9 protein-coding genes and 4 tRNA genes are annotated in these 13019 nt (G+C 56.5%); 2 read left to right on the forward strand and 11 right to left on the reverse strand.

What is annotated here, in order from left to right; all coding sequences use genetic code 11:
* A complete protein-coding gene (locus tag J2Y56_RS10065; protein ID WP_007946897.1) occupies positions 1-1041 on the forward strand; it encodes an AraC family transcriptional regulator in 1041 nt (346 codons plus the stop codon).
* A 343-nt stretch (positions 1042-1384) separates the two neighbouring features.
* Here the strand turns inward: J2Y56_RS10065 and J2Y56_RS10070 are convergent, their stop codons facing one another.
* The 11 genes from J2Y56_RS10070 to J2Y56_RS10120 all read right to left on the reverse strand — a co-directional run bounded on the left by J2Y56_RS10070 (position 1385) and on the right by J2Y56_RS10120 (position 11865).
* Positions 1385-2224 carry a DUF2242 domain-containing protein gene (locus J2Y56_RS10070; RefSeq protein ID WP_007946896.1) on the reverse strand — a complete coding sequence of 280 codons (840 nt, stop codon included), beginning with the start codon at positions 2222-2224 and terminating at the stop codon, positions 1385-1387.
* A 228-nt stretch (positions 2225-2452) separates the two neighbouring features.
* Complete coding sequence (locus tag J2Y56_RS10075) at positions 2453-4324, reverse strand: SurA N-terminal domain-containing protein (protein ID WP_007946895.1); 1872 nt, start codon at positions 4322-4324, stop codon at positions 2453-2455.
* A gap of 233 nt (positions 4325-4557) precedes the next feature.
* Positions 4558-4830: an HU family DNA-binding protein gene (locus tag J2Y56_RS10080; RefSeq protein ID WP_002552737.1), complete on the reverse strand. Its 273-nt coding sequence runs from the start codon at positions 4828-4830 to the stop codon at positions 4558-4560.
* Between the two features lie 153 nt (positions 4831-4983).
* Entirely contained in the window at positions 4984-7380 is a 2397-nt protein-coding gene (gene lon / locus J2Y56_RS10085; RefSeq protein WP_007946894.1) for an endopeptidase La, read from the reverse strand.
* A gap of 161 nt (positions 7381-7541) precedes the next feature.
* Positions 7542-8825, reverse strand: a complete 1284-nt coding sequence (gene clpX, locus J2Y56_RS10090) for an ATP-dependent Clp protease ATP-binding subunit ClpX (RefSeq protein WP_007946893.1) — start codon at positions 8823-8825, stop codon at positions 7542-7544.
* 113 nt (positions 8826-8938) lie between these two features.
* Positions 8939-9574: an ATP-dependent Clp endopeptidase proteolytic subunit ClpP gene (gene clpP / locus J2Y56_RS10095; RefSeq protein ID WP_007946892.1), complete on the reverse strand. Its 636-nt coding sequence runs from the start codon at positions 9572-9574 to the stop codon at positions 8939-8941.
* A gap of 93 nt (positions 9575-9667) precedes the next feature.
* Entirely contained in the window at positions 9668-10978 is a 1311-nt protein-coding gene (tig, locus tag J2Y56_RS10100) for a trigger factor (RefSeq protein WP_007946890.1), read from the reverse strand.
* Positions 10979-11380: 402 nt separating this feature from the next.
* A tRNA-His gene (locus tag J2Y56_RS10105) sits at positions 11381-11456 on the reverse strand.
* A gap of 82 nt (positions 11457-11538) precedes the next feature.
* Positions 11539-11623 (reverse strand) — tRNA-Leu (locus J2Y56_RS10110).
* A gap of 57 nt (positions 11624-11680) precedes the next feature.
* Positions 11681-11756 (reverse strand) — tRNA-His (locus J2Y56_RS10115).
* 32 nt (positions 11757-11788) lie between these two features.
* Positions 11789-11865: transfer RNA gene (locus tag J2Y56_RS10120), tRNA-Arg, on the reverse strand.
* A gap of 275 nt (positions 11866-12140) precedes the next feature.
* Here J2Y56_RS10120 and folD point away from each other — a divergent pair.
* Positions 12141-12995 carry a bifunctional methylenetetrahydrofolate dehydrogenase/methenyltetrahydrofolate cyclohydrolase FolD gene (folD, locus tag J2Y56_RS10125; protein ID WP_007944755.1) on the forward strand — a complete coding sequence of 285 codons (855 nt, stop codon included), beginning with the start codon at positions 12141-12143 and terminating at the stop codon, positions 12993-12995.
* Positions 12996-13019 lie beyond the last annotated feature (24 nt).

The raw sequence follows: 13019 nt of genomic DNA on the forward strand, positions 1-13019 counted from the left end.
ATGAAACCGTTGCCGATGCGCCTCGGGGATTTGTCGGTGGGTTTCGTCCATAGTCTGGCCGAGGCGGTGCACAGCCACGGCGTAGACCCTCAACCGTTGCTCGATCAATACGGCCTGGATGCGGCCAGATTGGCGGAGCCCGGAGCCCGTCTGTCGATCCCGCGCTACATGCGCCTGGGCCACGGGGCGATCCAACTGACGGATGACCCGGCACTGGGTTTGCGCATGGGCCAGCTCAGTCGTCTGAGCCAGGCCGGTCTGGCTGGTGTCACGGCCGCCCAGGCGCCGACGGTTCGTGAAGCCGCGCGCTGCCTGATTCGTTTCGAAGCCTTGTACGGCTCCAACTATCGCGGTCAGTCGAGCTTTCATGAGGACGCTCAGGGCGCCTGGCTGCGCTTCTACTCCATCAGCCCGTACAACGCCTATAACCGCTTTGTGGTGGACTCGATCATCGCCGGCTGGTTGCAGCAATTGTCCAGCCTGAGCCCCGCCCCGCTACGCGCAGAACGCATCGAAATCGAATTCGACGCGCCGGACTACCGCGAGGCGTATGCCATATTGGGCGATTGCCCGATCCAGTTTGGCGCCGAGCACAACCAACTGCGTCTGAACCTGGCCAGCCTCGCCCAACGCAACCCGGTGCACTGTCCGAGTACCTGGCGGCATTTGCTGCAACTGTGCGAACGGGAACTGGAGCAACTGACACGCACCCGTAGTCTGCGTGAACGCATCACTCAGTTACTGGGGCCGTTACTCAATGGTGGCCGGGAACCCGACCTGGAAGAAGTGGCGGCACGCCTGAAGCTGCCCACCTGGACCTTGCGCCGCAAACTCGCCGAAGAGGGCACGCAATTTCGCGCGATTCTCAACGATACACGTCGCGACCTGGCCATGACCTACATCCGCGATACCGAACTGGCATTCGGAGAAATCGCCTACCTGTTGGGTTTCGCTTCAGCTGAAGCCTTTCAACGGGCTTTCAAACGCTGGAATGGCCAGACACCGGGCGAGTTCCGCCGCAGTCATCGCCACTCCGCATGACGCTTACAGCTCGGTAGCGTCTTCGGCGGGTTCCAGCGGGTCCAGTTCAAACGCCTGATACTCGAGCAGCTCTTCTTGATAATCGTCCATTTTTGAATCCCCCAGCGCTCGTTTAAAAATTGCCTGAATAAATGACCAACGCCCCGAGCATAAAGTGCCCCTGTGAAAGAAAAATGACGCAGGCGCACCGCTCAGCGGCTACTTGATAAAACGTAGCAGGCGGTCAGGAATTTATCACCGGTTTTTTTCGATAGAGGCTGTAGGACTACGGCCTGGCTGATGCAGATCAATGTAATGCGCCTACGGGATCGGTGTCGTCTGACCCGATCCCGTCGAAAAACGATTACTGACCAGTAACCGGCATGGCCGGAATGGGCTCGCTTGGCGGCGGCAAGTCCGACGGTGGCGGCGGTGTGATCGTTTCTGTGGACGGTGCCGGATCGCTGACTTGCATAGGGGTAATCGGCGCGGTTTCCGCCGGTGGCGCAACCGGTTCCGAGGCTACTGGGGTGGGGGCAGGTTCGGCAGCCGGGATTGGAGCTGGCACAGGTTCCGGCGCAGCTGGCGGAGTGGGTGCCAAGGCTGCCGGCGCCGCTTTGGCTTCAGGCACACCCAGGTCGGTCTTCGGCTTCTCGACGATGTGCGCGGCTTTCTTCGCTTCCGGTGGCAGGAACAATTCGACCAAGGTAAAAAAACGCTCATAGAACTTGGCCGACGAGACGGTTTCGCTGGCGACCTTGACCATCGAGTCGTCGGAAGAGCCGATCGGCATAGATACCGAGCCCAACACACCAACACCCAGACTGGCGGAGTTATTGGTTTTCTTCAGCGCATAACGGTCCTGCAAGGCGTTGGCGAACATGGTCGCGTGGTGACCGTCGCTGCCGTCATCGGCACAGACCACACTGAAACTGATCTCCATGTGCGTCTCGCCGGTCTGCTGGAAACTCTTGTGCCCGCTGATCAGCTTGGGGTCGCTGCTGGTAATGATGTAACCCTGGCTGAGCAAGGCACGGCGTGCCGCCTCGCAGCTCCTCACATCGGTCACGGGGTAATTGCGTGAAAAGGTGCCGGAGTCGGCGAAGTTCTCATGCTCATAGATCGCGGCTTTCTTGGACGAGCAGCCGGCAGCGGCGAGCACCAGTGCCAGCCCGACGAGACGCATGGGAATTGATTTAAACATTGAACATCCTGAGGAAAACGGTCCGGGGCGTATTGTGCAACAGATCGATGCCTGGCGGCGCATCGATTAGTGTCTTAAAACAGTTACACGTGTAAAGACTGCCATGGGCGCAAAAAGGTCGCTCCCCCCCGCCTCCGGCGACGGATGACCGGTTCGCTATCCTTTCAGACACAAAAAACCCCGGCTTTTCGGCCGGGGTCTTTGTGTGGCGACACGCTCAATCAGGCATCAATAACGCTTGATATCGGCTTCGCTTTCCAGCTGCTTGCGGTAAGCCGCGAAGTCTTGCTGGCCAATGCGCGAGGCGAGGAAGCGACGGTATTGAGCCTTCTCTTCTTCAGTCGGCGCGGCCGCTTCGTTCACGTTGTTCAAACGCACGATCACCAGGCTACCGTCGGCCAGGGTCACGTTGCTGAAAGTCGGCTTGTCCTTGGCGGCAGGCTTGGGCATCCGGAACAGCGCTTGCAGCACAGTTGGGTCGACCCCTTCCTGAGCGCGGGTAGCTGCTTCGGTCACTTTCCAGTTCTGGCCATCAATTGCCGTGTCCAGCGGGGTCTTACCGTCGCGCAGGCTGGCAATCAGCTGTTCAGCCTTGGTCTTGGCGGCAGAGCTGGCGTGCTCCTTGGCCAATTGCGTGCGGATGGCGACGTTTACGCTTTCCAGCGGCAGTTGTGCGGGTTTCAGGTGCTCCTTGGCACGTAACACGATCACGGTTTCAGGATCGAGTTCGATGGCGGTGCTGTTGGCACCCTCATCCAGCACTTCAGGACTGAACGCAGCGGTAATCACCGCACGGTTGGCCGCAATCCCTTCACCGCCTTCACGACCGAATGGCTTGGAGGTGTGAACGGTGAGTTTCAGGTCTTGAGCCGGCTGGGCCAGATCGGACGCTTCGAACGAGGCGTCTTCCAGTTGCTTGGTCGCTTCGACAAAACGCTGCTCGACCTGCTGGGTTTTCAGCTCGCGTGTCAGCTTGTCTTTGAGGCTGGCAAACGTCGGCACTTCAGGTGCTTCCACACCCAACAGCTTGATCAGGTGGAAACCGAAGTCGGTGCGAACCGGATCGGAGACTTGATCCTTGGCCAACGCATACAGGGCTGTTTCGAAGGCCGGGTCGTAGACACCAGGACCGGCGTAACCAAGGTCACCGCCGTTGTTGGCCGAACCCGGATCCTGGGAGAACTCTTTGGCCAGGGCCTCGAATTTTTCGCCTTTGGCCAGACGCGCCTGCACTTCTTCGATCTTGGCCTTGGCTTGCGCCTCGGTCATTTTATCGTTCACTTCGATCAGAATGTGCGCAGCCCGACGCTGTTCGGACAGGTTTGCGATTTCTTTCTGATACGCCGCTTGCAGGTCTTCGTCCTTGACGGAGACCTGATCAAAGAAGGAAGCCTTCTTCAATTCCAGGTAATCGATGATCACCTGATCCGGCGTCATGAATTCCTTGGCGTGTTCGTCGTAGTAGGCTTTGACTTCTTCGTCAGTCAGCTTCACAGACGCCGGGTCAACCTTGACGTTCAGGGAAGCGAAATCGCGGGTCTGTTTTTCCAGACGGGCAAAGGCCAGCACCTGAGCGTCGGTGACGAAGCCGCTACCGGCCAGGCCAGCGCGCAGTTGACCAATCAGCATTTCCTGAGCCAGCATCTGGCGGAACTGCATACGGCTGTAGCCAAGTTGACGGATCACCTGATCGAAACGCTCAGGGCTGAACTTGCCGTCGACCTGGAATTCAGGCGTCTGCAGGATCACCTGGTCCAGAGCGGCTTCGGAGAATGCGAATTTCGAATCTTGTGCGCCTTGCAGCAGCAATTTTCGATCGATCAAGCCTTTGAGGGCTGATTCGCGCAACATTTTTTCATCGAGCAAGGAAGCGTCGAAATCTTTGCCCAGCTGTTGCATGAGTTGACGGCGTTGCATATCAACCGCCTGGCTCAGCTCGTTCTGGGTGATTTCTTCGCCATTGACCTTGGCCGCGTCATTGCTGTTCGTCGTGGCCTGAAAAATGGCGTCGAAACCGGTCAAAGCCATCAGTGCAACGATGACCCCGATAATGGTCTTGGCAATCCAGCCTTGTGAATTGTCCCTGATATTCTGCAGCATGCGTCCCCCAGAAACGGTTGAACTTCAAAATTAGGCAACCGTGGAGCGTGGGTAGAATCCGGATAGAAGAAAGGCGCATCCGGGGATGCGCCTTCTCGTAACTGGCGGAGCGGATCGATGGATCGAACGTGCGACCCTCGGTGTCTCGGACCGGCAATTCGCCGACTGGACTACCGCTCCGCTGCCAGGTCAGGCATGACCCCGACCCGGATAGGCAAAAACCTGAATCGAACTTAGTTGACAGCTTCTTTCAGTGCTTTACCGGCTTTGAAACCTGGTTTTTTGGCAGCTGCGATTTCCAGTGTCTTACCGGTCTGAGGGTTACGACCAATGCGAGCTGGACGATCAGTTACGGAGAAGGTACCGAAACCAACCAGAACAACAGAGTCGCCAGCCTTGAGAGCGCCAGTGACGGATTCGATTACTGCGTCCAGCGCACGGCCAGCAGCAGCTTTCGGGATATCAGCGGATGCAGCGATAGCATCAATCAGTTCCGACTTGTTCACTCTAAGTCCCCTTATATCTATTTGAGTATGATTCTAAGTTTTTTTTGGTGAAAGCAAAAAACGTGTGTGCTGAATGGCCTACAGACACTTAAGAGCCGCTTTATAACAAGGGCTCTAAAAAACTGTCAAGGAAGCCCCCCAGGCAAATGCGTACTAATGCGTGCTAATTCTTTCCTTAGAGTCAGACTCGCGTTTTTCATCCTTTGCAACAATCTCTGGAACCACATCTGGCAGCGGCTCCGGCGCGTATTGCAGCGCAATTTGCAGGACTTCGTCAATCCATTTAACTGGTTTAATCTGCAGATCTTGCTTGATATTGTCCGGAATTTCCTTCAGATCGCGGACGTTCTCTTCAGGAATGATCACAGTCTTGATTCCGCCACGGTGAGCCGCGAGCAGTTTTTCTTTCAAGCCACCAATCGCCAGCACCTGACCACGCAGAGTGATTTCACCCGTCATGGCGACGTCCGCACGCACCGGAATCCCGGTCAATGCCGACACCAGGGCCGTGCACATGCCCACACCGGCGCTAGGACCGTCCTTCGGGGTTGCCCCTTCCGGCATATGGATATGCGTGTCGCGCTTCTCGTGGAAGTCCAGGGGGATTCCCAGGCTCTTGGCCCGGCTGCGGACAACGGTCAACGCTGCGGTGATCGATTCGACCATCACATCACCCAGGGAACCGGTCTTGATCAACTGGCCTTTACCCGGTACGACAGCGGCTTCGATGGTCAGCAACTCGCCGCCCACTTGTGTCCATGCCAGCCCGGTTACTTGACCGATCTGATCTTGCGACTCAGCGAGGCCGTAGCGGAATTTACGCACGCCCAGGAAGTGTTCGAGCATCTCGGCAGTGACCTTCACCGAGAAACGTTTTTCCATTGCATGCTCTTTGACCGCCTTGCGGCACACCTTGGCAATCTGGCGTTCCAGCCCACGCACACCGGCTTCGCGGGTGTAGTAGCGGATGATGTCGCGGATCGCTTCGGCGTCGAATTCCAGCTCGCCTTTCTTCAAGCCGTTGGCAGTAATCTGCTTGGGCGAGAGGTATTTGACGGCGATGTTGATTTTCTCGTCTTCGGTGTAGCCCGGCAGGCGAATCACTTCCATCCGGTCCAGCAACGCCGGTGGGATGTTCATGGAGTTCGAGGTGCACAGGAACATCACATCGGACAGGTCGTAATCGACCTCCAGGTAGTGATCGTTGAAGTTGTGGTTCTGCTCGGGATCGAGCACTTCCAGCAACGCCGACGCCGGATCGCCACGCATGTCGCTGCCCATTTTGTCGATTTCATCGAGCAGGAACAGCGGGTTGCGGACGCCCACCTTGGTCATCTTTTGAATCAATCTTCCTGGCATCGAACCGATGTAAGTACGGCGATGACCACGGATTTCGGCTTCGTCACGCACGCCACCGAGGGCCATGCGCACGAATTTGCGGTTGGTGGCGTGAGCAATCGACTCCGCCAGCGAGGTTTTACCCACGCCAGGTGGGCCGACCAGGCACAACACCGGCCCCCGAATTTTCTTCACGCGTTTTTGCACGGCGAGGTATTCGAGGATCCGCTCTTTGACTTCTTCCAGACCATAGTGGTCTGCATCAAGGATGTCTTCTGCGCGCGCAAGGTCCAGACGCACTTTGCTCTGGGCCTTCCACGGCACCTGAACCAGCCAGTCGATGTAAGAACGCACCACGGTCGCTTCCGCGGACATTGGCGACATTTGCTTGAGCTTGTTCAATTCACCCTGGGCTTTGGCCAAGGCATCTTTCGGCAGGCCGGCGGCATCGATGCGCTTTTTCAGCTCTTCGATTTCGTTGTGGCCTTCGTCGCTGTCACCGAGTTCCTTCTGAATGGCCTTCATCTGCTCATTCAGGTAGTACTCGCGCTGACTGCGCTCCATTTGTTTTTTGACGCGACCGCGAATGCGTTTTTCAACTTGCAGCAGGTCGATCTCGGCATCCAGCAGCGCCAGAACGTGCTCGACCCGGGCCGACAAATCGATGATTTCGAGGATTTCCTGCTTCTGCTCGATCTTCAGGGCCATGTGTGCGGCCATGGTGTCGACCAGGCGGCCTGGCTCGTCGATGCTGTTGAGCGACGACAGGACTTCAGCCGGGACTTTCTTGCCCAACTGCACATATTGTTCGAACTGAGCCAGCAGGCTACGCACAAACACTTCCGACTCGCGTTCAGGCGCGTCGACTTCGTCGATCAACGAGACTTCGGCACGGCAGTGGCCGTCCACTTCGCTGAAGCGCTCTACGGCGCCCCGCTGCTCACCTTCGACCAAAACCTTGACCGTGCCGTCAGGCAGCTTGAGCAGCTGCAGAACGGTCGCAATAGTCCCTACGCGATAAAGTGCATCTTCACCGGGATCGTCGTCAGCAGGGTTTCTCTGAGCCAGCAGAAGGATCTGCTTGTCGCCCGTCATCGCAGCTTCGAGGGCTTCGATGGATTTCTCGCGCCCCACGAACAGCGGGATTACCATGTGCGGATAAACCACAACATCACGCAATGGCAGGAGAGGCAATTCGATGGTTGTCTTCATGATTTCGCCTCTACGGCGGCCATAAGGCCGTAAACAGATGGAAGTAAGCTTGAAACCAAGATGGGGGCTGTCTTCAAAAAAAACAAGCGCAAAGACAGGGATAAAAGGCAGTAAAAGCAAAGGGGCCCGAAGGCCCCTTCTTTATTCCAGCTGCGTGACGCTTAGGCGTCTGGCGCGGCCTTGGCAGCAGGCTCACTGTTTTCGTAGATATACAGTGGCTTGGACTTGCCTTCTATAACGCTTTCATCGATCACTACTTTACTCACCTCGGACTGCGAGGGGATTTCATACATAGTGTCGAGCAATACGCCTTCGAGAATCGAACGCAGTCCACGGGCACCGGTCTTGCGTTCCAGAGCACGTTTGGCGACCGATTTCAGTGCGTCAGCCCGGAATTCCAGGTCCACGCCTTCCATCTCGAACAACTTGGCATACTGCTTGGTCAGAGCATTTTTCGGCTCGGTGAGAATCTGCATCAATGCAGCCTCATCAAGCTCGTCCAGCGTGGCAAGTACCGGCAGACGACCAACGAATTCCGGGATCAGACCGAACTTGACCAAATCGTCAGGCTCGACTTCACGCAGGGACTCACCGACTTTCTTGCCTTCTTCCTTGCTGCGCACTTCCGCGTTGAAACCGATGCCGCCCTTGGTGGAACGGTTTTGAATAACCTTTTCCAGACCGGAGAACGCACCACCGCAGATGAACAGGATGTTACGGGTGTCGACCTGAAGGAATTCCTGCTGCGGATGCTTGCGACCACCTTGAGGTGGAACGGAAGCGACCGTACCCTCGATCAACTTGAGCAGGGCCTGCTGCACGCCTTCACCGGAAACGTCCCGGGTGATCGACGGGTTGTCAGACTTGCGCGAGATCTTGTCGATCTCATCGATGTAGACAATGCCCATCTGGGCTTTTTCTACGTCGTAATCGCACTTCTGCAGCAGCTTCTGAATGATGTTCTCGACATCTTCACCCACATAACCCGCCTCGGTGAGGGTGGTTGCGTCGGCAATGGTGAACGGAACGTTCAGCAAACGAGCCAGTGTTTCGGCAAGCAGGGTTTTACCCGAGCCTGTCGGGCCGATCAGCAGGATGTTGCTCTTGCCGAGTTCGACGTCGTCATTCTTTTTGTCACGCTGGTTCAGGCGCTTGTAGTGGTTGTAGACCGCTACTGCCAAAACCTTTTTCGCACGCTCCTGACCAATCACGTACTGATCAAGGATGCCGCTGATTTCTTTAGGCGAAGGCAATTTATGCGCGCTGCTTTCGGCCTGGGCTTCCTGCACCTCCTCTCGGATGATGTCATTGCACAGGTCGACGCACTCGTCGCAGATAAAGACCGAGGGGCCGGCAATCAATTTGCGCACTTCATGCTGGCTTTTGCCACAGAAGGAGCAATAGAGCAGCTTGCCGTTGTCCTCGCCGTTGCGGGTGTCAGTCATTCGTTCGATCCAAATCCGATAGGCTTGCAACACAAGATGAAGGCTATTGCGGGCTTTTTCAAGCCCGCCGGTGATCAGACCAGCCGACCCACCTTATTTTGAGCTGCTTATTTTTAAGCCGGGCGCTGGCTGATCACTTCATCGATCAACCCGTAATCACGCGCAGCTTCTGCACTCATGAAGTTGTCGCGATTGGTATCGCGCTCGATTTCTTCAAGAGTGTGCCCGCTATGCTTGGCCATCAACGTGTTGAGACGCTCACGAATGAAGAGGATTTCCTTGGCATGGATTTCGATATCCGAGGCCTGGCCCTGGAAACCGCCCAGTGGCTGGTGAATCATCACACGCGAGTTCGGCAGGCAATAACGCTTGCCGGCGGCACCGGCCGTCAGAAGGAACGCGCCCATGCTGCACGCTTGACCGATACAGGTGGTCGACACGTTTGGCTTGATGAACTGCATGGTGTCATAGATCGACATGCCCGCCGTCACCGAACCGCCCGGGGAGTTGATATAGAGATGGATGTCCTTGTCCGGGTTTTCCGCTTCAAGGAACAGCAGTTGCGCACAGATCAGGTTGGCCATGTAGTCCTCTACCGGACCAACCAGAAAGATCACTCGCTCCTTGAGAAGGCGCGAGTAGATGTCATAGGCGCGCTCGCCACGAGCAGACTGCTCGACAACCATCGGGACCAGGCCGCCTGCGGCCTGGATATCAGAGTTCTGCTGAATATACGAATTACGGAACATGCTCTGCAGTCACTCCCAAATAGTTATGTCTTGAATACGCATAAGCCAGCACGAAGGCTGGCTTATGGTGATTACTTCTTAGCGCAAAAACGATCAGTCGGCTTTTGGAGCTTCTACCGGCTTGACTGCTTCTTCGTAAGAGACCGACTTGTCGGTCACACTAGCTTTCTGCAGAACAGTATCCACAACTTGTTCTTCCAGCACAACCGAACGGACTTCGTTCAGCTGCTGGTCGTTCTTGTAGTACCAGGACACGACCTGCTCAGGCTCCTGGTAGGCCGAAGCCATTTCCTGAATCATTTCGCGAACGCGGGTTTCGTCAGGCTTGAGGTCGAATTGCTTGACCACTTCGGCCACGATCAGACCCAGTACAACGCGGCGCTTGGCTTGCTCTTCGAACAGCTCGGCCGGCAACTGGTCAGGCTTGATGTTGCCGCCGAACTGCTGAACAGCCTGCACACGCAGACGGTCAACTTCGTTGGACAGCAGAGCCTTAGGCACTTCGATCGGGTTGGTGGCCAGCAGACCGTCCATTACCTGATTCTTGACCTTGGATTTGATCGCCTGACGCAGTTCACGCTCCATGTTCTTGCGAACTTCGGTGCGGAAGCCTTCCAGACCGGTTTCCTTGATGCCGAATTGAGCGAAGAATTCTTCGTTCAGCTCTGGCAGTTTTGGCTCGGAAACAGTGTTCACGGTAACGGTGAACTCGGCAGTTTTACCGGCCAGGTCGAGGTTCTGGTAGTCCTCTGGGAAGGTCAGGTTCAGAACACGCTCTTCGCCGGCTTTAGCGCCAACCAGACCGTCTTCAAAGCCAGGGATCATGCGGCCGGAACCCAGCACCAGCTGAGTACCCTTGGCGGAACCGCCAGCGAACACTTCACCGTCAACCTTGCCGACGAAATCGATGTTCAGCTGGTCTTCGTTCTGGGCAGCGCGATCGGCCACTTCAAAACGGGTGTTCTGCTTGCGCAGGATGTCCAGCATTTTGTCCAGATCGGCATCAGCCACGTCAGCGCTCAGGCGCTCTACGGTGATACCTTCGAAGCCGGCAACGGTGAACTCAGGGAATACTTCGAAAATGGCGACGTATTCCAGGTCCTTGCCAGCTTCCAGGGATTTAGGCTCGATCGAAGGCGAACCAGCCGGGTTCAGCTTCTGCTCAACCACAGCTTCGTAGAAGGAAGACTGGATGACATCGCCCACGGCTTCCTGACGCGCATCAGCACCGAAACGGCGCTTGATTTCGCTCATTGGCACTTTGCCTGGACGGAAGCCAGCAATCTTGGCCTTTTGGGCGGTCTGCTGCAGACGCTTGTTGACCTGGCTCTCGATGCGCTCAGCCGGCACGGTGACGCTCATGCGGCGCTCAAGAGCAGTAGTATTTTCAACAGAAACTTGCATGGATATTCCTCGTTGCACAGACGTTAGCCGGCCGTTTCCGACCCCAGAATCAAGGGCATGCATTCTAGTGGGTCAAACTCAAGAAGTCACCCTACTGAAAACGGGTAAAAACGCAGCAGGCAATTTATAGGTGCGAATGCACGGATGCACCTCGCCCCGATGGCAAATACAGCCAATCACGCCAGGGCCCTGCGCCAACCCTTCTATATATAGAAGCGGTTGCCAATCATCTCCCTGACAGCCGATCTTGCGAGCAAGGCCGGCGGGCAGCGCGGCATCATCGAGAAACATAAATACGACGAAACGCCCTGCCCCTGCGACTCAAAACCTGCAGCCGCCAATCACTCGAACCGCTGAAACAAAAAAGGCGCCAGACTGTTAAATCTGGCGCCTCTCGAAATATGGGGTGGACGAAGGGGATCGAACCCTCGACAACGGGAGTCACAATCCCGTGCTCTACCAACTGAGCTACGCCCACCATCTTGCATTTCCAAAGAAGCCAGACAACGTCTTCTTTGTTCAACCCCAACCAAGCCAATCGGCATGAGTGAAGCTTTATTTGGTGCGGATGAAGAGACTCGAACTCTTACGCCTCGCGGCGCTGGAACCTAAATCCAGTGTGTCTACCAATTCCACCACATCCGCGGATTGAAGCTGTTAAAGCAAAGGCGCCAGACTGTTAATCTGGCGCCTTTCGAAATATGGGGTGGACGAAGGGGATCGAACCCTCGACAACGGGAGTCACAATCCCGTGCTCTACCAACTGAGCTACGCCCACCATATTGCGCTACTTGTGCCAAAGCTGCCTAATGGCGCACCCGGCAGGACTCGAACCTGCGACCATCCGCTTAGAAGGCGGATGCTCTATCCAGCTGAGCTACGGGCGCCTTGTTAATTTGTACTCTTGGAGGACTACAAACTAAGTGCTTTCCAGCCTCGCAGAACCGTGGTCCCGCTCGACTTTCCTAACCAGTGCTAGGCTGTGCCCGACAAGTGCGACGAATAGTATAGAGCCCCCTGAAGGTCGTCAAATCCTTTTTAAAAAAAATTCATTTAATTAAAGGAGTTAGGGGAATTTGCAGACCAAGCGCCTTTGCCCTCACCTCATGACATGCGAGAATGCGTTCTCTTTTTTTCCCCTCTCGATGGTTAATCACGCGCAATGACTGCACAACTAATCGACGGCAAATCGATCGCCGCCAGCCTGCGCCAGCAGATCGCCAAACGAGTCGCCGAACGTCGCGAGCAAGGCTTGCGCACACCCGGCCTCGCGGTGATTCTGGTCGGCAGCGATCCCGCCTCTCAGGTTTATGTCTCGCACAAGCGTAAAGACTGTGAAGAGGTCGGCTTTATATCCCAAGCCTACGACCTGCCTTCCGAAACCACTCAAGAAGCGCTGACCGATCTGATCGATCGCCTGAACGACGACCCGGCAATCGATGGGGTTCTGCTTCAGCTTCCCTTGCCTGAACACCTGGACGCCTCCAAATTGCTGGAGCGCATTCGTCCGGACAAAGACGTCGACGGCTTCCATCCTTATAACGTCGGTCGTCTGGCCCAGCGTATTCCACTGCTGCGCCCCTGCACCCCTAAAGGCATCATGACCTTGCTGGAAAGCACCGGTGTCGATCTTTACGGGATGGATGCCGTGGTGGTTGGCGCGTCCAACATCGTTGGCCGCCCGATGGCGATGGAATTGTTGCTGGCCGGTTGCACCGTGACCGTGACCCACCGCTTCACCAAGGACCTGGCCGGCCACGTAGGTCGCGCCGATCTGGTGGTGGTTGCCGCTGGCAAACCCGGCCTGGTCAAGGGTGAATGGATCAAGGAAGGCGCAATCGTGGTCGACGTCGGCATCAACCGCCAGGACGACGGCAAACTGGTCGGCGACGTGATTTACGAAACCGCCCTGCCCCGCGCCGGCTGGATCACACCCGTGCCGGGTGGCGTGGGCCCGATGACCCGCGCCTGCCTGTTGGAAAACACGCTGTACGCGGCGGAAACCCTGCACAGCTAAGCGCCAAAGCAGACGCACACAGTG

This window comes from Pseudomonas sp. BE134 (assembly GCF_031456105.1).
Classification (GTDB): domain Bacteria; phylum Pseudomonadota; class Gammaproteobacteria; order Pseudomonadales; family Pseudomonadaceae; genus Aquipseudomonas.